15 protein-coding genes are annotated in these 21,431 nt (G+C 40.1%); 10 read left to right on the top strand and 5 right to left on the bottom strand.

Translation table 11 applies throughout. The features are described 5' to 3' along the window. Positions 1-1,851: a 3-oxoacyl-[acyl-carrier-protein] synthase III C-terminal domain-containing protein gene (locus tag AC13EX_RS03835; protein ID WP_482891607.1), complete on the top strand. Its 1,851-nt coding sequence runs from the start codon at positions 1-3 to the stop codon at positions 1,849-1,851. Positions 1,852-1,859: 8 nt separating this feature from the next. Further along, entirely contained in the window at positions 1,860-2,756 is an 897-nt protein-coding gene (locus AC13EX_RS03830) for a DUF6999 family protein (RefSeq protein WP_482891606.1), read from the top strand. 88 nt (positions 2,757-2,844) lie between these two features. Here the strand turns inward: AC13EX_RS03830 and AC13EX_RS03825 are convergent, their stop codons facing one another. Then, positions 2,845-3,840, bottom strand: a complete 996-nt coding sequence (locus AC13EX_RS03825; protein WP_482891605.1) for a YhdH/YhfP family quinone oxidoreductase — start codon at positions 3,838-3,840, stop codon at positions 2,845-2,847. A gap of 256 nt (positions 3,841-4,096) precedes the next feature. Further along, on the bottom strand, positions 4,097-4,474 hold the full coding sequence (locus AC13EX_RS03820) for a winged helix-turn-helix transcriptional regulator (RefSeq protein ID WP_482891604.1): 378 nt from the start codon (positions 4,472-4,474) through the stop codon (positions 4,097-4,099). 160 nt (positions 4,475-4,634) lie between these two features. On the opposite strand from AC13EX_RS03820, the gene AC13EX_RS03815 reads away from it, so the two are divergent. Further along, positions 4,635-5,480: an SDR family oxidoreductase gene (locus AC13EX_RS03815; RefSeq protein ID WP_482891603.1), complete on the top strand. Its 846-nt coding sequence runs from the start codon at positions 4,635-4,637 to the stop codon at positions 5,478-5,480. Between the two features lie 129 nt (positions 5,481-5,609). Here the strand turns inward: AC13EX_RS03815 and AC13EX_RS03810 are convergent, their stop codons facing one another. Genes AC13EX_RS03810 through AC13EX_RS03800 form a run of 3 tightly spaced genes read right to left on the bottom strand, consistent with a single transcriptional unit; the run spans position 5,610 to position 8,715 of the window. Continuing rightward, a complete protein-coding gene (locus tag AC13EX_RS03810; protein WP_482891602.1) occupies positions 5,610-6,362 on the bottom strand; it encodes an SDR family oxidoreductase in 753 nt (250 codons plus the stop codon). Positions 6,363-6,371: 9 nt separating this feature from the next. Further along, the gene (denD, locus tag AC13EX_RS03805) at positions 6,372-7,337 is read right to left on the bottom strand and encodes a D-erythronate dehydrogenase (protein ID WP_482891601.1); all 966 of its coding nucleotides are present in this window, start codon (positions 7,335-7,337) and stop codon (positions 6,372-6,374) included. A gap of 16 nt (positions 7,338-7,353) precedes the next feature. Continuing rightward, the gene (locus tag AC13EX_RS03800) at positions 7,354-8,715 is read right to left on the bottom strand and encodes a GntP family permease (protein WP_048641932.1); all 1,362 of its coding nucleotides are present in this window, start codon (positions 8,713-8,715) and stop codon (positions 7,354-7,356) included. A gap of 171 nt (positions 8,716-8,886) precedes the next feature. Between AC13EX_RS03800 and AC13EX_RS03795 the strand changes: the two genes are divergently transcribed. The 7 genes from AC13EX_RS03795 to AC13EX_RS03765 all read left to right on the top strand — a co-directional run bounded on the left by AC13EX_RS03795 (position 8,887) and on the right by AC13EX_RS03765 (position 21,359). Then, positions 8,887-9,609 carry an LOG family protein gene (locus AC13EX_RS03795; protein WP_339710567.1) on the top strand — a complete coding sequence of 241 codons (723 nt, stop codon included), beginning with the start codon at positions 8,887-8,889 and terminating at the stop codon, positions 9,607-9,609. Positions 9,610-9,613: 4 nt separating this feature from the next. Then, a complete protein-coding gene (locus AC13EX_RS03790) occupies positions 9,614-10,555 on the top strand; it encodes a lytic transglycosylase domain-containing protein (RefSeq protein WP_482891600.1) in 942 nt (313 codons plus the stop codon). A 60-nt stretch (positions 10,556-10,615) separates the two neighbouring features. Beyond that, a complete protein-coding gene (locus AC13EX_RS03785) occupies positions 10,616-12,283 on the top strand; it encodes a hypothetical protein (RefSeq protein ID WP_482891599.1) in 1,668 nt (555 codons plus the stop codon). 267 nt (positions 12,284-12,550) lie between these two features. Next, a complete protein-coding gene (gene uvrA / locus AC13EX_RS03780; RefSeq protein WP_482891598.1) occupies positions 12,551-15,400 on the top strand; it encodes an excinuclease ABC subunit UvrA in 2,850 nt (949 codons plus the stop codon). 370 nt (positions 15,401-15,770) lie between these two features. After that, on the top strand, positions 15,771-17,276 hold the full coding sequence (locus AC13EX_RS03775) for a hypothetical protein (protein ID WP_482891597.1): 1,506 nt from the start codon (positions 15,771-15,773) through the stop codon (positions 17,274-17,276). An 87-nt stretch (positions 17,277-17,363) separates the two neighbouring features. Continuing rightward, complete coding sequence (locus AC13EX_RS03770; RefSeq protein WP_482891596.1) at positions 17,364-20,240, top strand: TonB-dependent receptor; 2,877 nt, start codon at positions 17,364-17,366, stop codon at positions 20,238-20,240. A gap of 354 nt (positions 20,241-20,594) precedes the next feature. After that, a complete protein-coding gene (locus AC13EX_RS03765; protein WP_482891595.1) occupies positions 20,595-21,359 on the top strand; it encodes a hypothetical protein in 765 nt (254 codons plus the stop codon). Positions 21,360-21,431: the final 72 nt, after the last annotated feature.

The raw sequence follows: 21,431 nt of genomic DNA, 5'->3' as shown, positions 1-21,431 counted from the left end.
ATGAATGAAGTATATATAACCGCATCAGGTGCCTTTTTACCTAATAAAGCTGTTTCAAACGAAGAAATGGAGGATTTTCTGGGGAGGATCAACGGGAAGGATAGTCGTGTAAAAGAACGGATTTTAAAACAAAATGGTATTAAAACGAGGTTTTACGCCCTAAACAAATCCCAGGAAACCACCCATTCCAATGCTCTTTTAGCTGTAAATGCGGTGAAGAATGCCCTCAAAAAAAGCAATTTACGGTCTGCTGATATTGAGTTATTGTGTACAGGGACAACCCAAGGAGATTTACCAATACCAGGATTTGCCAGCATGGTGCATGCTGATTTGGACTTCAAGCGCTGTGAAGTAGCCAGTTTTCAGAGTGTTTGTGCCAGTGGGATCATGGCATTGAAAAATGCCTTTAGTCAAATTAAAAGTGAAGAGAAACAGAATGCAGTCTGTGTAGGAAGTGAGCTTCCGAGTAGAATGTTTAAAGCCTCAAGATTCGAGGCACAGGGAGTAGAAGCTTTGCCTTTTGATGCGGAGTTTTTGCGTTGGATGTTATCTGATGGAGCTGGTGCTTTTGTGCTTCAAAACAAGAAAAATCATGAGGGGATTTCTTTGAGAATAGACTGGATTGACATTAAGTCTTATGCCAATGAATTCCCGGTGTGTATGTACACCGGCAAGTTGGACAATAAAAATGAAGGAGGAAAATCATGGCTAGATTATTCAAGCTATGAGGAAGCTTCTAAAGCCGGAGCAATAAATTTGAAACAGGATACCAGGCTCTTGGAAAAGGTAATTAAAACCGGTGTTTCGCATTACTTTGAGTTAATCGATCAGGGGAAGATTAGTGCTTCTCAAATTGATTGGTTGTGTTGTCATTATTCCTCTGAGGTTTTCAAAGATACGATCAAGGAGCTGATGGAAAAGGGAGGAGGAGCCGTAGCCGAAGAGAAATGGTTTAGCAATCTTACATCCAAAGGGAATACCGGGGCAGCCTCAATTTTTATTATGTTGGAAGAATTGATGTATTCCGGAAAGCTAAAAACTGGTGATACCATACTCTGTATGGTACCTGAAAGTGGTCGATTCATCACTTCTTATATGCGATTAACAGTGGAGGGAAATGCTAATTTGAAGACCAAGGCTTACCCAATTAGAGAAATAGAACCACCTGAATTGATTATTGATAAGAATGAAACTTCAGAGTGGTTGATACGAAATCTTGCCCAAGTTTGGATTGATTTTGAAACGGACTTGCTCAAAGTACCTGTAGTCGCCAAGATTCATGATGGGAAGTTGAGTATGGCTGATTATAAGCTGTTGTTAATAGACCTTAGACAACAAGTCATAGATGGTTCTCAATGGATTTCCAGAGCTGCCTCAAATATAGACATTGACTTGTTTGAACTGCGTTCCGCATTTATCAAACACACTGCAACAGAACACAAAGATTACCAAATGCTTGAAAGGAACTTTGAGGCTTTGGGGGAGAGTATGGAAACCATAAGGTCCGGTGATAAAAACATTGGTACTGTTGCCTTGACTTCTTTTATGTTTCAGCAGGCAAGCAAACCCAATCCCATTGATTTGCTAGGGGCGATGTTTATTATTGAGGGGATAGGAAAACGATTGGCCGGTTTTTGGGGTGAAATGATTCAAGACCAGTTGGAGTTGAAAGACAGTCAGGTTTCTTTCTTTACTTACCATGGCACGGCTGATGAAAATCATTTTCATAATTTAGAGCAGGCATTGAATCATCCCAAAATGAATATAGATATAGCAAAGGCGATCGTTAAAACAGCGAAAGCAACGGCAAGGTTATACAAGATGCAATTGGAAGAATTGGGGAATTATTAGCGAGAAGTATGAAAGACAATATATTAGATTTATCGAAACATGATGAAAGGGATCCCAACCCTTGGTTGGCCTTATTTCTTGATGATAGCATTCCGATTAACCAAACGACCAAGTTGGTTTTAATGAGGGACAATTCTTCACGCTCTGTAAGGTACTTGCTGCCCTTTATTGAAGTAGGATCTAAGATCACCATGTTCTTCATTCATATTTTCAAGTTTTTTTTTCCCAAACTTATCAATTCTTCAAAAGTTCTTCATAGGATCTTGGCTTGGGGACTCAAGCGCTTTGTAAGCCCGGATGCCAATTTGCTTATTTTTAGGCATTTTCATATTGGTACAGAGATATTACAATTTATTGGAGGCAATATTCCGAATGTGGAAGTTGCGGGAGACCCGCTTAAACCACGAAATTTTGAGGATGTAAAAGACGACTTGTTTTTAAAACATGATTTGAATTTGTACAACTTTGTAATTCGCCTTAACCGTCAATTGAGAGAAAAAAACATAACAATAGGCCCGCCTGAACAGATGAACTTAAGTATGATCACAGAGGATCAATTTGATCATATTGATTTCCCCGACCGGTGGACAAATATTCTGGACTTGAGGTCTGCTATAGAACTTTTCACTCCTTTCTATCAACTGTTCCTTACCTCCAATGACTTTATCAGGGCTTCCAATTCTTTGCAATTGGATGAAACAATCGCCATATATGCTTCTCAAATTCTAGGTACGCCAGGCCACCTTGGTTTGATCAACAACAAACACCCTATGGTTCCTGTCACCACATACAGTGCAGCCTATAGGTTGGTGCTCCATGGGCTAGCCGCTGAAACACTGCATGAAGTTTTGGTGAAAATGAAGTTGAATAAAAATGCCGATGGGGTGGTGATGCCAAAGAGGTAATTGTAAATCAGGCTTATGCAATGGCTGCTTTATCGCATAAGCCTGATTTAGGATAATTAACGCTAATTTTTAGCGTATTTCTGCTCGCTTACTCTGCTAGCTTTACTACAGTCCTTCCTTTTAATTTTCCTTTAAGCATTAGCGCAATTTTTTCAGGCAGTGTCTCAAGTGTTACTTCATCACAAGTAGCCGTCAATTGTGAAGGTTTCCAATCTTTGGCCAATTTGTTCCAAACTTGCTCTCTGTAGCGCATAGGGTAATTCTGCGAATCGATTCCAATAAGCGAAATACCCCTTAGAATAAATGGGAAAACGGTCAAGCTTAGGTTAGGGGAGGCCACATTGCCACAACAGGTAATGGTGCCCATTGCAGCTGTGGATTTGATAATGTTCTCAAGGATAACGCCCCCTACGGTATCTATTCCGCCTGCACAAAGGGGTTTTAACAAAGGGCGTTTGTCTAAATTTTCAAAATCAGCACGTAAGATTATTTCTTTGGCCCCTAGATCCGTAAGGTAATCTTTTTCATGCTCTTTGCCGGTGATGGCCACAACAGTGTAACCCAATTTAGAAAGGATCGCCACAGTCAATGCACCAACTCCGCCCGAAGCACCGGAAACCATGATTTTACCATCCTCGGGTTTAACCAATTCGGTTAGTCGCAATACGGAGATTCCAGCGGTTAAGCCTGCTGTCCCGTAAATCATTGCCTCTTTCATGCTAAGGTTTTCGGGTAACTTTACTGCCCATTCTGCAGGAACCCGAATGTATTCACTGAATCCCCCAGCCGTATTCATCCCGAGATCATAGCTGGTAACAATTACCCTATCCCCTTCACTAAAGCCAGAATTATCAGATTCAGCAATAATACCTACAGCGTCAATGCCGGGTGTGTGAGGGAAATTTCTTGTAACCCCTTTATTTCCTGAAGCGGAAAGCGCATCCTTATAATTAAGGGAGGAGTAGGATACTTTGATTAGCAAATCACCCTTAGGTAGCGCTTCAATATTTCTTGTTTTAATGGATCCAATAAATTCACCATCCTTATCTTCAACAACAAAAGCCTTAAATTCTTGGTCATTCATATACTGCTTTTTTTAGTTTTTTGGAGTTAATAAAGTTTTGATATCGTATTTGATAAATAATTCTAAATCAGTTAGCGACTAGGCGACTTGCATTTCCACAATTTGTGTGCCCTTAAGTTTAATTCCTTTTATAAAAGCTACATTACCTCCTCCTTTTTGGCCTATTTACCCAAAGTTGGTGGTGGTAATACTGCTAATATAGGTTTTGTCTAAAGCGTTTAAAGGGGGATCTTATAATGTCTTTAGCATAAAGTTTTTAAGCATTGACTTTTTCATATTGTTCTCTGGAGGCCTTAATGTCGCTCATATTATTGTTTGCCCATTCCGTTAAGGCTAAAAGGTGTGGCAGTAGTGATTTTCCTCTCTGGGTCAATTCATACTCTACCTTGGGTGGGATTTGGGGGAAGACGGTTCGCTTCACCAATCCATCCGATTCCAGAGACTTTAAGGTTACAGTAAGCATTTTTTGAGAAATTGTTCCAATGCATTTATGGATCTCGTTAAAGCGCAATACTTGCTCCTCTGCCAATAACAAAATTATTAGCATGGACCATTTATCACCTATCCTGTCTATTACATTTCGGACCGGACAATTTTCAAGATTTTCGTTTTTTTCAAATATTTTTTTACCCATAACTAATTGATTTATTGCATTACTTACCTTGACGTAAGTATCCTACTCGTACGTAAGTTCTTGTTAAATATATACTTACTATTTACCTTTGACTTACCAAAAGTAACTAGAATACTTTAGGTAATCAAAATAAATTGTGTTTAAATTAAAACTTAAAAAGATGAAAATAGCAGTAACAGGAGCATCAGGAAAGCTTGGACGTTTGGTAATTGAAGAATTGAAAGAAAGAACGTCGGCAGAAAATATTGTGGCATTGGTTAGAAACCCACAAAAGGTTGCAGATTTAGGTGTGGAGGCACGGGAATTTGATTATGATCAAGCAGCGCAACAATCCGCTGCCTTAAAAGGAGTTGACAAACTTTTGTTGATCTCGGGAAATGAAATCGGGAAACGATTGCCCCAACATATCAATGTGATTGAAGCAGCCAAAAATGCTGGAATCAAGACTATCGTTTACACAAGTTTGTTAAAGGCGGACAGTTCCACATTAGGTCTTGCGGGCGAGCATATTGGGACAGAAGAAGTATTGAAAAAATCAGGTATTCCTCATGTGATCCTACGCAATGGTTGGTACACAGAGAATTATACAGAGTCGCTTCAGGCAGTAATTGGTTTAGGTACATTGTATGGAAGTTCTGGAGACGGGAAGATTTCTTCTGCTACCCGAGGAGATTATGCAGCAGCAGCGGCTACGGTTTTAACCTCAGAAGGTCAGGAAGGGAAAGTGTACGAACTTGCCGGTGACGAAGCTTTCACCATGAGTGATTACGCGGCTGAAATAAGTCGTCAAACCGGAAAAGACATCCCTTATGTAAATTTACCTGAGAGTGATTATGCTCAGGCACTAATAAAGAGTGGTTTACCAGAAGGCTTGGCCCAATTTCTAGCCTCAAGTCATGTTTCCACAGAAAAAGGAGATTTGTTCGATGCTGGTCACCAACTTTCAAAATTGATTGGCCGACCAAGCACCTCTTTAAGCAAAGCCATTTCAGCTGCATTGGCTTAAAAAAACAGGTAGAAAGATTGATGCAAAAAGGTTACAACTACCGAAAGGCAAAGTTGTAACCTTTTTTTATTAGAAATTTTTTTTCTGGGAGTTAAAGAAAAATTGGGGGATTTATGATTTTTTATCCAATCACCCTCTCCCTATATATGGCATGCCATTGGCCATAATGGTCATAAAGGGAATATTGGCGTCAGGAGGGAGGCTGGCCATATAGACGATTGCCCTGCCAATTTCATTGACGTCCATGGTGGGCTCAACTTTTCGGGAACCGTCCGCTTGTAGGGTGCCTTCTTCCATTTTTTTGGTCATGTCACTTTTGGCATTGCCAATGTCAATCTGACTGCAGGTAATGTTTTGATCTCTTCCATCAAGAATAGTGGATTGGGTCAGTCCTGTTACTGCATGTTTGCTTGCGGTATAAGCCACGGACATTGGCCTGGGAGCATGAGCGGAGATAGAGCCATTGTTGATGATTCGACCACCCTTTGGGCTTTGGGTCTTCATTAATTTAAAGGCTTGTTGGGTGCATAGAAATGCTCCCGTGAGGTTGGTGTCGATCACCTTTTTCCAATCTTCATAACTCAAGTCTTCCAAAGGAACGGCTGGCGCATTGATCCCTGCATTGTTAAAAAGCAAGTCCAAACGTCCGTACTTTTCCCGTACTTTATCAAACAATGCATTCACACTTTCAGGTGATGTGATGTCGGAGGGGTAAATCAAAACATTGTCTTGGCCACAAATTTTGGCGGTTTCCTCCAATGTTTCTTTTCTTCTTCCGGTTAATATGAGTGTCCAATTGTCCTTGGCCAAGGCTTGCGCCACGGCCCTTCCTATACCTGAACCTGCTCCGGTGATTAGCGCAGTTTTTATCGTATTCTTCATAAATTGGGCTTATTTTTTGGGTACTTGTATGTGCTCTTCCTGAATGTAATTGGTGATGATCTCCGTGGTATCTTTGTCAGCAGTGAAACCTAAAGCATCTGCCTTTTTGGTGTCAAAATTTGGAGGCCAGGTAAGCACAATGCTTTGAAGAAAGGCATCGGGTTCATAGGAGATAAGGTCGGTTATGCCTTTATGGGTAACCTGTTCCAGACTGTCAATCATCTCCTGTACGCTTACAGTTATGCCAGGAAGGTTAATGGTTCGGTCGTCTCCTATGTCTTTGCCGGCTAGTTTGGCCGCATGAATAAAGTTACGAACCACCTGTTTGGGTGAGAGTATCCAAAAAGGCGATGAAGGAGCAACAGGGTAACTCGTAGGCTTACCGTTTAATGGTTCCCGAATGATGCTACTTAAAAAAGAGGAGGTCGCTGCATTTGGTTTTCCTGGCCTAACGGTGATGGTTGGGAGCCTTAGGCACCTGGCATCTACAAAACCACGTCGACTGAAATCATTCATTAGCAAATCTACCATGGCTTTCTGGGTACCATAGGAGCTTTTGGGTTTCGGTGCAGTTTCTTCGGTGAGTACTTGATTTACATCACCACCAAAGATTCCACAGGAACTAGCAAACACCACTTTTGGGCAATAAGCCAGTTCTCTACATTTCTCTAGCAGGTGCAGGGAACCGTATAAGTTGACACGCATTCCTAGGTCAAAGTTTTTTTCTGCTTCACCACTGACCACTGCTGCCAAGTGAAATATCAGTTCGGGCTTCTTTTCTATTAGCGGATCAATTAACGATGGGTCGCTAAAATCGCCTTCAATGCATTTAAATCCTGGGTTATTTTTGATGTTGTCCAAAAAGGCCTGGTCAACTAGCGTTATTTTTCCTTTGGATTCGGGGTGTTGTAGTAGCCATTCTGTAGCCAATCTGCTACCAATAAATCCGCCTCCTCCTATGATGAGTACATTCATGTATTTGGGTTTATGTTTAGACAAAAGGGAATATGTAGGAAAGCAACCAAACCTGCGCCATCCCTACCAATGAAATGCAAGCGAGCAGAAAGGTCCAGGTTTTGAGGGCCTCTTTTTCTGTTAGTCCGCTCATTCTTGCTACCACCCAAAAAGCGCTGTCATTCATCCAAGAAATAAACAGTGAACCAAAGCCCATGGCCATCAATAAGTAGACGGGGTGAAAACCCAGGGATTGACCATCTCCTATAAGTGCAGACATAATGGCCACACTGGAAATCATCGCCACAGTTCCTGATCCCTGTGCAGTTTTTAATACCGCGGCTATCAGCCAGGCAAGGGGTATAAAATGTAGCGGAAAATTTTCTGTAGCCAATCTAATGGCCTCTCCAATGCCACTATTATTGATCATGGCGCCGTAAGCACCGCCAGCACTTGTGATAAGAATGATTATACCTCCTATTTCCAAAGGCTTGCCTACCTTAGTCCATAATTCTCTGGAGGCCATTTTCTCAGATTTGGCCCACAAATACAAGGCTGCCCCTGCTCCTGCAGCCATGGCTAGATTTTTATTACCTAAGAAAACCAACCATTCAGGAACGTGTCCGGTAATGGCCTGAACCATTGTTCCTGAACCTATCATCAGGATGGGTAAAACAATGGGAGCGAGTGCCCAGGTCAAGGATATTTCTGAAGCATCGCCTGTGTTTTCTGGCAATGCTATCCGGATGGGCACATCCATTTTTTCATTGATTCTTTTACCAATAAATAATACCAATATGGCGGGGATAATCCCTAAAATCATTCCAGAAAGGATCACGGTTCCCAACTCTATTCCTAGGCTTTCGGCCATGATAAGTGGGCCTGGTGTAGGAGGGACTATACTATGGGTTATGGCTGCACCACCTCCTATGGCAATTACATAAAGGATATAGTTTTTACCCGTTTTGAGGGCCAGGCTAATACCTAAGGGGATAAGTAAGAAAAAAACCGTATCTAAAAAAACCGGGATGGAAAGCAAAAAGGCTGCAATAAGCAGGGCCAAAGCGGCTTGTTTTTCACCCAGTTTATTAAGCAATTGGGTTACGATTTTTTCTGCGGCACCGCTCTCCAGCATGGCAGTTCCTATAATGGCCGCCAGTGCAATCACCCAAGCTATTTTCCCTGCCATTACACCAAAAGCGATCATGGGTTCATCGAGTGCAGCAACAATGCCTTTGTTCTCCATAAGGTTTGGCGTCATAAGACCGACAAAAACAGCAGCCAGTACCAAAGCAACAAAAGGGTGAAACCTCAACCGGGAAACCAAAGCTACTACCAGTGCAATACTGGACAATAGAATGGCAAATGGCCAATAGTCAGCATGATAAATAGATTCCATGCTTTAAATAAGGGAAAATATTCTGAAAACTAATGGCTAGGCATTTTAAAATCGATATTTTAATGGAAAGATTTTCATTTTTTGTATAAATGTAGTTTGTTTGCTCAATTCGGATGGTTTACATTAGGAAAAAATTATTGGTTTTATTTTAGATGTTTAGTTTTTGATTTGATGAGAATGGACGAAGGTAAAGAGGAGGATAAAATAAGAAGGGCTTTTAAGGAAAAAGACTGGGCTGAAATTAAAAGTGCAGATTCCTGGGTAATTTTTAAAGTAATTAGTGAATTTGTTGAAGGTTTTGAAAAGCTTGCCAAAATTGGGCCTTGTGTTTCTATTTTTGGTTCTGCCAGAACAAGGTCAGACCACCATAATTTTCAGAAAGCTGAGGCCATTGCCGCAAAGCTTGTGAGGCATGGTTATGGGGTAATAACCGGAGGTGGTCCAGGCATCATGGAAGCAGGAAATAAAGGTGCTCATTCAGAAAAAGGAAAGTCTGTAGGGTTAAATATTGTCTTGCCCTTTGAGCAATTTAATAATATATATATTGACCCGGACAAACTGCTTACCTTCGATTACTTTTTTGTCCGTAAGGTGATGTTTACCAAGTATTCTCAGGGATTTATCGTTTTGCCGGGAGGTTTTGGGACCATGGATGAATTGTTTGAAGCTTTGACCCTTATCCAAACCAAGAAGATCGGTCGTTTTCCAATAGTACTTGTTGGTAAGGCATATTGGGAAGGATTGATCGAATGGATCAAGACCACCATGTTAGAGTCCAACGCCAATATCAATAAGGAAGACCTAGATCTTTTTGTGCTTGTGGACTCTGCAGATGATGCAGTTGCAGCCATAGACGATTTTTATAACAAATACCTATTATCACCAAATTACTAAGCCATTGAAAAAGAAGCATACTTATAATTTATACTTCCTTGTAGCGCTGCAATTTGTAATTATTGGCTATTTGCTATACCAAACCAAAGAGGAAAAACCTCAATTAAAAGTCAATGATGGTGAAGCTGCTGAATTGCGTGAAGGAAAGGCAAGAAGCATTCCTCGTGTACGAATATTTGATCTTCCAGACAAGCCTGAGTTTGCTGGGGAAAAAGTTCCTATAGATCAACCTGATGTTTTTGAAAGGTATGAGAGGGAAATTTATGTCAATGCCTATTGGGAATCTAATGCCTTGCTGATGCTCAAAAGAGCAGGTAAATATTTTCCTTTCATTGAACAGACCTTGAAGGAAAATGGTATTCCTGACGATTTTAAATATGTGGCGGTCATTGAATCAGGCTTATTAAATGTCACCTCCCCGGTGGGAGCCAAAGGTTTCTGGCAATTTATGAAAGGGACGGCTGGAGATTTCGGATTGCAAGTCAATCGGGATGTAGATGAAAGGTACCATTTCGAAAAATCAACCATAGCCGCCTGCAAATACATCCGGGCAGCCTATGGCAAATTTGGAAATTGGACCAGCGTAGCCGCAAGTTACAATATGGGTATGGCAGGAATTGCCAGGCGTAAAAATCAGCAACTCAGTCCTGATTATTACAATCTTTATCTTAATGAAGAAACCAGTAGATATATTTTTAGAATTCTTGCAATGAAAGAGATTTTTGAAAACCAAGCGAAATATGGTTTCGAACTTCAAAATGACGATTTGTATTCCTTACCCCCACTTAGGGAAATAGAAGTGAGTGAAAGTATTGACAATCTTGCATCTTGGGCAATTAAACAAAAGAGCAATTACAAGGAAGTAAAAATCTACAATCCTTGGCTAATTAACTCCAAACTTATTGTCAGAAAAGGACAAACTTATGTAATAAAATTGCCCTTGTAAAAACCTTTTCTTAAAGAATTGGTTTTTATCCTTAACTTGAATGGAATAAAAACCTGTTATATGAAAAAACCTGTCATTATTACCTTTATAATTGGGCTAGTTTTGCTTGGTTTTTTTTATTTATTACCAGTATTGGTAAATAACTACCTGAATAAAAACGCAGAGCGAATTGTCAGTAATATGATCCTCCGGACCAGCGATTTTGTGGGGCATGAGGTTAATTTTGGAAAAATTAGGTTGGATTATAATTACCGTGGTACTTTTTTGAAAATGGACTCGGTTAGTATTTACCCGGGTAAGGAGTTGATGGAGGAGGATAAGATCAAATTCAACCTTTCTTTCAAAGAAGCCAGCTTGACGGGTTTTCAATGGGTGGATTTTTTGTTTTACAATAGCATCCATCTGGACTCTGCCTATATAGCTGATGTGGTCTTGGAGACAATTACTCCCGATCTGGAAGAAATAACTGATAAGATGGGGCAAGATGAAGGAAGTCAGGGAGAAAACTACAGGCTGATTGAACTTAACCATTTTCGGGTCAATAAAGCCGATTTTATTAATAAAGACAGCAAATCAGATTCTACTAGACTATTGATAAATGACTTATTTGTATTTGCTGATGGGTTTAGTTTAAGTGATGAGGACATAAAGAGTCAGGAGGCAATATTTTCAGTAGATATTATAGAAGGTTATTTGGGTGAGGTGCAGCTTCATGTCAATGATTATATCAATGTGATACAAGCCAATGACCTATCCTTCAATACTGCAGAACAAAGGCTGAGTATTGATAAGGGAGCCTTTAAAAACAAATTGAGAAAATATTCTTATATCAATCGGTTTGATAAAGAGACCAATTGGATGGAGGTGAACAATGCCAGGCTGGAGATAACAGGCATGAATTTTCAATCCTATTTTAGAGAGGGAAAAATAGACGCAGATAATGTACAATTGGATCATTTGGAATTGGAGGTTTTCAGGGACAAAAGAAAAGTGGAGGATACCTCAAAAAGGCCCAAAATGATTCATGATATTATCAAGGACTTGCCTAAGAGCATATGGTTGAAGGCAATCAATTTTGAGAATGCGACAATTAGCTATCAGGAGAGGCCTGACACCAAGGCCCCTTCTTCTGGAAAGATTTTTTTCGATCAAGTCAATGGGGAGATTTTGGGCTTTACCAATTATGCGGAAAAGCTTTCGCAAAATGATACCCTAAGGATCACTGCTAAAGGAAGGTTAATGGGGGAAGGGCAGATTGATATGCAGGCTGATTACCTGATCAATGACAGGGATGGGAAGTTCTTATTGGAGGGCAATATTGGAGCAATGAATCTGACCAGTCTCAATAATATGATTATGCCAGCCACAAGAGTGGCGCTGAAGCAAGGAAGGTTAGACAATCTTTACTTTAATATTACAGCAGATGACCTAGATGGCACAGGAGATGTCGTGGCAAGGTATTCTGATTTGAAAATAGAAATACTGGATAAAAATTATAAGCGAAATAAAAATGTTTTTAGGGATATTGGTGCTTTTCTTGCCAATACACTTGTGATTAGGACGCATAACCCACAAAAATCGGGAGACCTTCAGAAAGGCGAAGTGTATTTTCAGAGGGAAAAACACAAGTTTATTTTTCATTATTGGTGGAACCTGATATTAAGTGGGCTGAAATCAACAATTACTGGAGACACTGAGCAAGACCTACGCGAGAAGGCCGCCAATTAGATCCTTTACTAAAAATGAACCATTTGTATAATTTAAGGCTTATTCTAGTTATGTTCTTTTCAGTCGGGTTTATCTATGATTATTATAAATTATTCTGATCCATAAGGGTTGTGATGAGGTTTATGATTATGGAATTCTTCACCCTTCTTAGGATTGAAAAAACCTTCAAAGAACAAAATTGTCCGGTGCTAGGACAGTAAATTTAGCAGCAATTAGAACAGTTAATACCTAATTTAGGTTAAACCAATACAAGCGAAAATCTATCCGATGTCAGCAGAAAATCAACCTTCTCAAGAACATATTGAAATATATGGGGCCAGAGAGCATAACCTCAAAAACCTTGACCTTACTTTACCTAGAAATAAATTGGTGGTGATTACTGGATTGAGTGGCAGTGGTAAAAGTTCACTGGCATTTGATACCATTTATGCGGAAGGCCAAAGACGGTATATGGAAAGTTTTTCTGCCTATGCACGATCTTTTTTGGGGGGAATGGAAAGGCCTGATGTAGACAAAATCAATGGGCTTTCTCCAGTTATATCCATTGAGCAAAAGACTACATCAAAAAATCCCAGATCCACTGTAGGTACCGTAACTGAGATTTACGATTTTATGCGTCTCCTGTATGCCAGGTCAGGTGAGGCTTATTCCTACCTTTCAGGTGAGAAGATGGTTCGGCAGACTGAAGATCAGATCGTGGAGCAGATTTTCAATGTCTTTTTGGACAAAAAACTATCCATTTTGGCCCCGGTAGTAAAGGGTCGGAAAGGGCACTATCGAGAATTGTTTGAGCAGATCCGTAAGATGGGGTATTCAAAAGTTCGGATAGATGGAGAAATAGTAGAGTTGGAGCCTAAAATGCAAGTAGACCGTTACAAGATCCATGATATAGAAATTGTGGTCGATAGGGTTCTTGCAGAAGAAGGAGACCGGTATAGGATTTCCCAATCATTAAAAACTGCCCTACAACATGGGAAAGGAGTAATGATGCTACTTGATGAAAAAGGGGAAATACATCATTTTTCCAAATACCTGATGGACCCACATACGGGATTGAGTTATGATGAGCCGGCACCAAATTCTTTTTCCTTCAATAGTCCTTATGGAGCATGCCCTTCTTGCAATGGTCTGGGAGTAATTGAAGAAATTACTAGGGAAAGTGTAATTCCCGACCCCTCTTTGAGTATCAGTAGAGGTGGGATAGCCCCTTTGGGGGAATACAGAGACATTTGGATTTTCAAAAAAATTGATGCCATTCTTAAGCGATACAAAGGCAGCCTGGCAACACCCATTGAGAAATTGGACGAAGAAGTAATACAGACCTTACTGTATGGTGATAAAATGGAAGTGGCAGTTGATTCTGTAAAATACCCAGGCACAAAGTGGAACACTACCTTTGAAGGAATTTTGAATTTCCTTCAGAAACAAAAAGAAGGAGGGTCTGATAAAATCCAGAAATGGATCTCTGATTTCACAAGCACCAGAAAATGTCCCGAATGTGAGGGCTACCGACTTAAAAAAGAAGCACTTCACTTTAAGATAGCCGAAAAGCATATTGGTGAATTGGCACAAATGGACATCACAAGTCTGGGGGAATGGTTTGCCAATATTGAGGAGCGAATGACCGAAAGGCAGAAGATCATTGGCGCAGAGGTTTTAAAAGAAATCAGGAAAAGAATTGGCTTTCTGCTGGACATAGGGTTGAATTACCTTTCGCTAAACCGACCTTTAAGAACCTTGTCTGGAGGGGAAGCCCAAAGGATTCGACTGGCAACTCAAATAGGAACCCAACTAGTGGGCGTTTTGTATATTTTGGATGAGCCGAGTATAGGTTTGCATCAAAGAGACAATGTGAAGTTGACACATGCACTCAAAGACTTGCGAGACCTGGGAAATTCAGTCATTGTCGTAGAACATGACAAGGACATGATGATGGAGGCTGATTATGTGTTGGACATAGGACCTGGAGCAGGCCGCCATGGTGGTCAAATTGTAGCCAGTGGTACCCCTCAAGAAATTTTAGCCTCCAATAGCCTAACAGCCAATTATCTTAATGGGGTTCTAAGCATACCTGTTCCAGAAAAAAGAAGAAAAGGCTCAGGAAAAAAATTGAAATTAAAAGGGGCAAGTGGAAATAACCTGAAAGATGTTAACCTGGAAATCCCTTTGGGAACCATGGTTTGTGTGACAGGTGTATCAGGGTCAGGCAAAAGTTCCCTGATTCATGAAACCCTGTATCCTTTGCTTAACAGGCAGTTTTATAATTCAAAGAAAGAACCCTTGCCTCATAAAGAGATAAGTGGTCTTGAGCATTTGGATAAGGTAATAGAAGTGGATCAATCTCCTATTGGGCGAACTCCACGTTCTAATCCTGCGACCTATACAGGTGTTTTTACCGATATCAGGGCTTTGTTTACAGATTTGCCTGAATCCAAAATTAGAGGTTACAAACCCGGAAGATTTTCCTTTAATGTTAAAGGAGGTCGTTGTGAGGATTGTGAAGGTGGAGGAATGAAGTTGATCGAGATGGATTTTCTTCCTGACGTTCATATTCCTTGTGAAACCTGTAAAGGGAAGCGCTACAATAGGGAGACTCTGGAAGTTAGGTTTAAGGGGAAATCTATTGCTGATGTACTAGACATGACCGTGGAACAGGCCGTAGAATTTTTTGAGCACATTCCAAAGATCTTAAGAAAAATTCAAACGTTGCATGATGTAGGGCTGGATTATATAACCTTAGGTCAACATGCCACCACCTTGTCGGGAGGAGAAGCGCAGCGTGTAAAACTAGCCACAGAGCTTTCCAAGAAAGACACTGGAAAAACCTTTTATATTCTGGATGAACCTACAACGGGCTTGCATTTCAAAGACATTGGTTTGCTTCTTGGCGTGCTTCAGCAATTGGTAGACAAGGGAAATACAGTCCTTATTATTGAACACAATATGGATGTGATTAAGGTGGTGGATCATATTATAGACCTTGGACCAGAAGGTGGGGAGAAAGGTGGAGAAATCCTTTTTAGTGGAACTCCTGAAAAATTAGCCAATCACCCTAGTAGTCATACCGCTAAGTTTTTAAAAGAGGAATTGAAGAAAAAGGAAGATGTGCTGATATAGTCTGGGGCTGAGCTAATGGTTTAAGGAGTATTGGTAATAGTACTAAAAGCAATTTGTATTGTCTGTCCAGGAATGTGATAAGCGTTTGTTCCAAGGCAACATGGATTGGCTTATTCATCTGTGGTATTTATGGATGTCAGAGATTTATTAAAAATTAGTCATTAAAATTTAAGCAGCTTATCTGTTGGTCTTTAAGTGTTGTTAACGCGCAGAGACCATGGGAAGGCCCATTTTTAGTTCAATGTTAAGGGAAGGTTAAATTCATCAATTTAATTTCAAAATTTCATAATTCGCTTTTTTACAGGGTGATAGAATTTTGCGTCAGATTTGTAACCGAATCTAAAACAGACGTAAAAATCTAACACTAACCATGAAGAAATTATTTAATTGGATGATGATCGCTACAGTCGCTGCCGTTCTTATGACAGCATGTACTGAGGAAGAAACGCCAAATAATTCCGTTGCCATATCCGGAGTTCCTGCTACAGCAGTAGTAGAAGCTGGCCAGAGTGTGGCCCCTGTTACTGCTACCATTACAGCAGCAGATGGATTGTCCACATTGGTTGTTCGGAAAGATGGAGCTACTGTAGAAACCATTAATTTTAATGGAGAAGTTACCGCAAACCATGAGTTTACTTACCAAACTACTGCTGAGGATGCGGATAAAAACCTTGTTTTCGAATTTGTAGCTACTGATAAAAATGGAGACACGCAGACTTCTACCTATGTACTTACTGTAGGAGAAATTGCTTCAGTCATAAAAATTGAAAACAATATCACTGCTGATGAGGAGTGGGAAACCGGAAAGGTTTACGTTCTAAGTGGTAGAATAGCTGTTACTGCTGGAGTTACACTTAAAATCAACCCAGGTGTAATCGTTAAAGGTGAAGCTGGATCTGGATCTAATGCAACTGCTCTTGTTATTGCCCGTGGGGCCAAGATTGAAGCAGTAGGTACTGCTGATCAACCAATAATATTTACTTCTATCGCTGATGAAATAGCACCTGGTATGGTAGCTAGTCCTAACCTTGATCCTGATATTGATGGATTATGGGGAGGTTTGTTGGTATTGGGCAAGGCTCCTGGTTCTTTCGCAGGTGATGTAACTGAGGTACAGATTGAAGGTATTCCTCCATCCGATTCAAATGGACTATATGGTGGAGATGATCCAGAAGATTATTCTGGAATTATCAAATATGTTTCTATCCGTCATGGTGGAGCCAATATAGGAGAAGGAAATGAAATCAATGGTTTGACTTTAGGAGGCGTTGGTTCTCAGACGATCATTGAAAATGTTGAAGTAATCGCTAACCAAGACGATGGCATCGAATGGTTTGGTGGTACTGTAAGCGTAAAAAATGCCCTTATCTGGAATTCTGGAGATGATGCTTTAGATACCGATCAAGCTTGGGCAGGTACACTTGATAACTTTATTGTAATCACAGGTTCAGCCACAGACCATGCACTTGAAATTGATGGCCCTGAAGGCGCTTACAATGCAGGTCACACCGTTCAAAACGGAAGCATTGTAGGAAATGATGTTTCAGAGTTGGGAGACTTCAGAGATGGAGCCCGAGGAACTTTCAAAAACATACTTTTCAAAAGCTTTGCTGATCCTGCAACTACGGATGGTAGAGGTGATCTTTCCCTAAGTGGAGACAAGTCTTTAGAAAATTTCGAAAATGGTATTCTTGCTTTCGAAAACCTTGAGATAGTAATCGCTGAAGGAGTATCGCTTAGCAGTGTATTCAAACATGGGACTTCTGCCCATGCAAGTACAGTAGCAGATGATGCAAGCACTGTAGGAGCAGACAAGGCTGCCTTTAGTGATTGGACCTGGGCTGCTGAAGCAGGCAAATTGACAGATTTAAAATAAACACCAACCACCATTTTTTGAAAGGGATACGTAAGGTATCCCTTTACAACTTTTTTATTGTATCGCTGTACTATTAAAAAAAACATAATGAAAAATTTTACCTTTAGCTGGATCTTAATAGGGTTTTTGCTTTTGTCCTCAAATGTGATGGCCCAAAATGGTACCATTCGGGGAACAATTTATGATGAAGGAACAGGAGAGCCCTTGTTTGGTGTGGCTGTTTCAGTTGTCGGTGCACAATTAGGTGCAGTTACCGACTTTGATGGAGATTTTGAAATTCAATTGCCAGAAGGTATTTACACCTTGCAAGCCTCATTCATTTCTTTCAACAGTTTGAACCTTGAGGAGATAACTGTTAACAAGGGACAAGTCACCCTTCTTGACAACCTTAGGATGTCGGAATTTACCTCCGATTTAGAAACGGTAACCATATCAGCAGAAGCCATCAGAACTACTGAGGCGGCTTTGATGACAGTAAAAAGAAATGCTACCCAGTTGATGGATGGAATTAGTTCTGCAGCTTTTCGCCAGATTGGGGATGGAGATGCGGCATCTGCAATCAAAAGAGTAACGGGTGTTTCCATCGAAGGAGGGAAATACGTGTACATACGTGGGTTAGGAGACCGTTACACCAAGACCGTCTTGAATGGGGTGGATATTCCGGGCTTGGATCCAGACAGGAACACCATACAAATGGATATTTTCCCTACCAATATTATTGACAACATCATCGTTTCAAAATCCTTTACAAGTAACCTTTCAGCAGATTTTACTGGAGGTATTGTGGATATTGAGACCAAAGACTTTCCGGAAGAAAAAACAATGCGGCTTTCCATAGGTGGAGGCTATAACCCTTCCATGCATTTCAATTCTGATTTTTTAACTACGGAAGGAAGTGCCACAGACTTTTTAGGTTTTGACAATGGTTTTAGAGCGATCCCTACACAAGGCATTGAGGATATCCCACAATATGCAGATGTTGTAGGTAACCCAGGAGGAGAAAAAGGACAGCTTTACCAGAGCATATTGAAAGATTTCAATCCTGTGTTTGGGGGTAAAAAGCAGCAGAACCTTATGAATTATAACTTAGGTTTCTCACTTGGAGATCAATTTGCCCATGGGAATAATACCTTCGGTTATAATTTTGCCATTACTTATAAAAATACTTCTGAGTTTTTTAAGAATGCTCAGTTTAATCTTTATGCAAAACCCAGAGAGGCCGATCAATCTGAATTAGAACCATTGGAAAGGTCTGTGGGGAACTATGGAGAAAACAATGTACTGCTTGGTGGTTTATTTGGCCTGGCTTATAAAACTGATTATTCTAAATACAAATTGAATTTTATACGTTTACAAAACGGAGCATCTAAGGTTGGTAATTTCGCCTTTGAAAATACCAATTTGGGAGCTGTTTTTGAAGCGGATCAGTACAATATTGAATACAGCCAGAGAGCATTGACCAATTTATTGCTTAGTGGTATGCATTATAGCAAAGGCGGGGAATGGGAATTGAACTGGAAAATTGCGCCTACCTTGTCATCTATAGATGATCCGGATGTAAGAGTGCTAAGGTTTAGAAAACCCAACAATACTATATCTACAGAAGTCGGTTTGCCTCAAAGAATTTGGAGATCTCTCGAAGAGAAAAACTTAATAGGAAAGCTTGATCTTGCTAAAAACCATAGCCTATTTGGTCAACCTGCTAAACTGCGATTTGGCTCCTCTTATGCTTACAAAAAAAGGGATTTTCTAATCCAGGACTTTCAATTTGCTACTGGAAATGGGACATTTACAGGTGATCCCAATGAGGTGCTTGTAGAAAGCAACTTGTTTTCAGAGGAGAATAGGAATGGGGTTCGATACAGTCCCCTGTTTATCCCCAACAACCCCAATAGCTATGATGCCAACCTAAGTAATATCGGGTTGTATGCTCACAGTGAATTTACTCCTGTGGCCAAGTTAAAAGCAATCGTAGGCTTGAGGGTAGAAAAATTTGACCAGTACTATACCGGTTCAAATCAAACTCAAACCATTGTATACAATAATGAGAAAGTATTGGGAGACGTGGACCTTTTTCCTACGGTAAACCTGATAAGGAGCCTTAAGGAGAACCAGAATCTTCGTTTCTCTTTTTCCAGCACCATAGCCAGACCTTCCTTTAAGGAGATGTCCTTTGCTGAGATCTTAGATCCCATTACAGGGAGGACATTCATAGGTGGTTTGTTTGAAGAAAGGACACAGGGAGGAACAGAAGTTTTATGGGATGGAAAATTGCAAGCAACCCGAATCAATAATTTCGACCTTAGGTGGGAGCAATTCCTTTCTGCAGGACAACTCTTTTCGGTAAGTGCATTTTATAAGACTTTTGATAAGCCCATTGAGATGGTGCAATTCCTTTCTGATCCAGGAGCTTTCCAGCCTAGAAATGTAGGAAATGGAACAGTGGCAGGAGTCGAATTGGAAATGAGGAAATCACTAGCATTTGTTAGTCCATCTCTTGAAGCTTTCTTTTTTAACTTCAATGGTACTTTGACCAGCTCAAAGATTCAAATGTCAGAAGCGGAATTGATGTCCCGACAGTTGACAGCTAGAGAAGGAGAAAAAGTAGTAAAGACAAGGGACATGTCAGGTCAGGCTCCTTATATTATCAATACAGGCTTGAGTTATAACAATAAACTATCGGGTCTTGAAGCAGGTCTGTTTTATAATGTTCAAGGTGCCACACTTAATTATATTGGTTTTGGGAACAGAACAGACACCTATAGTGTCCCTTTTCACGCGGTAAATTTAAGCCTTAACAAGACTTTTGGAGCAAGTGAAAAAATAAAGGCGGGGATAAATGTTCAAAATTTACTTAACCAGTCCAGACAAGAAGTCTTCCGTTCTTACAATGCTGATGATCAGATTTTTTCCAGTTTGAATCCAGGTACATTGATAAACATTAACTTTTCTTATGGGCTTTAAACTGTTCAATGGTAATTTTTAAACCCGGATTTGTAATAGAAAGAAAATCAGGTTGTTTGGATATTTTAGTATAGCACTGCTATGGTAAAATTGAAAGCATCAAGGAAGTGGCAGATTTTATAGCGATTTCGGCATGTATAAGATTATCTATTGCATATTTTGGTTAAAGGCTTATGTACATAAGAATCAACCTAGTTCTAAAGTTTTTGAAATCATTACAACAGCACTTTTTACTCGAGTTTAAGTTAGGTTGATAATTAATTTTTTGCATATCCTTCCTTTTGGGAGGATATTTTTTTTGCTGCTATGTTAATAAATTGTTAACTTTAGTTAACAGTGTATTAATTTAGACAAATGCCGAAGTCTCTTCTTATAATGGTTTTGCTATTATTGGCTACTGTTTCCCCAACAGTTCTAGCCAAAAACCATGCGCATTTGCCAATTATAGAAACTCCATCTGAGCGTACAGCTTTAGTGATGTCTTGGCGGTTAGGAAGTGAGCAGTTCAGTGTTTTGCATGAGCAATTGAGAAAAGACTTTGCTAAATGGGGGACTTCCCAAAGAATGGTAAAGAATATATTTTACCGCTCCCATAAACAGTTGTTTCAGGAATACAGGCAGTACAGTTTGACCCAAGATACTTTTATTTCGGGCAGCTATGATTGCGTAAGTGGCTCATTAATTTTGGCCGGTTTACTGGACTACTTCGGATTTGATTATGAGGTCATCGAAACGACCTACCATGTTTTTTTAAAGGTAGCCTTAGCCAATGAGTTTATTGTTTTGGAAGTAACTGATCCTGAAACTGGGTTTATAGCAGATAGGGGAGCTCAAAAAGCTTATTTGGCGAAATACAGTAGTGGGGAGGGAATCCTTAATCAATGGAATGTTTTAACCAGTAATGAAGGGGAAGCTATACCTACAATTTATAGAAGCATTGACCTGCAAAACCTAATAGGACTTCAGTATTTTAATCAAGCCATCAACCATTATAATAACAAAAACGAATTATTGGCTTATCAGTATAGTGTCACTGCTCTAAAAATGTACAGATCGGAAAGAATTTTAGACTTTTCAAATTTTTTGAAGCAAAATTTATTACTGTCAGCTTCTCGTTAAACCCGGATTATGTAATAGGATTTCTCCGTCCTGACCAATAGTCAGGGGTGAAGCCTGTCCCGTGTTTACGGG

The organism is Cyclobacterium sp. L-R (genome assembly GCF_056859355.1).
This window is presented reverse-complemented; position numbering and strand designations above follow the sequence as displayed.

Coding starts and splice junctions, on each gene's coding strand:
- AC13EX_RS03810 (WP_482891602.1), bottom strand. CDS start 6,362: ATGAAGAATACGATAAAAACTGCGCTAATCACCGGAGCAGGTTCAGGT.
- AC13EX_RS03785 (WP_482891599.1), top strand. CDS start 10,616: ATGAAAAAACCTGTCATTATTACCTTTATAATTGGGCTAGTTTTGCTT.
- AC13EX_RS03825 (WP_482891605.1), bottom strand. CDS start 3,840: ATGAATGACCAAGAATTTAAGGCTTTTGTTGTTGAAGATAAGGATGGT.
- AC13EX_RS03775 (WP_482891597.1), top strand. CDS start 15,771: ATGAAGAAATTATTTAATTGGATGATGATCGCTACAGTCGCTGCCGTT.
- AC13EX_RS03770 (WP_482891596.1), top strand. CDS start 17,364: ATGAAAAATTTTACCTTTAGCTGGATCTTAATAGGGTTTTTGCTTTTG.
- AC13EX_RS03815 (WP_482891603.1), top strand. CDS start 4,635: ATGAAAATAGCAGTAACAGGAGCATCAGGAAAGCTTGGACGTTTGGTA.
- AC13EX_RS03820 (WP_482891604.1), bottom strand. CDS start 4,474: ATGGGTAAAAAAATATTTGAAAAAAACGAAAATCTTGAAAATTGTCCG.
- AC13EX_RS03830 (WP_482891606.1), top strand. CDS start 1,860: ATGAAAGACAATATATTAGATTTATCGAAACATGATGAAAGGGATCCC.
- AC13EX_RS03835 (WP_482891607.1), top strand. CDS start 1: ATGAATGAAGTATATATAACCGCATCAGGTGCCTTTTTACCTAATAAA.
- uvrA (WP_482891598.1), top strand. CDS start 12,551: ATGTCAGCAGAAAATCAACCTTCTCAAGAACATATTGAAATATATGGG.
- AC13EX_RS03765 (WP_482891595.1), top strand. CDS start 20,595: ATGCCGAAGTCTCTTCTTATAATGGTTTTGCTATTATTGGCTACTGTT.
- denD (WP_482891601.1), bottom strand. CDS start 7,337: ATGAATGTACTCATCATAGGAGGAGGCGGATTTATTGGTAGCAGATTG.
- AC13EX_RS03800 (WP_048641932.1), bottom strand. CDS start 8,715: ATGGAATCTATTTATCATGCTGACTATTGGCCATTTGCCATTCTATTG.
- AC13EX_RS03795 (WP_339710567.1), top strand. CDS start 8,887: ATGAGAATGGACGAAGGTAAAGAGGAGGATAAAATAAGAAGGGCTTTT.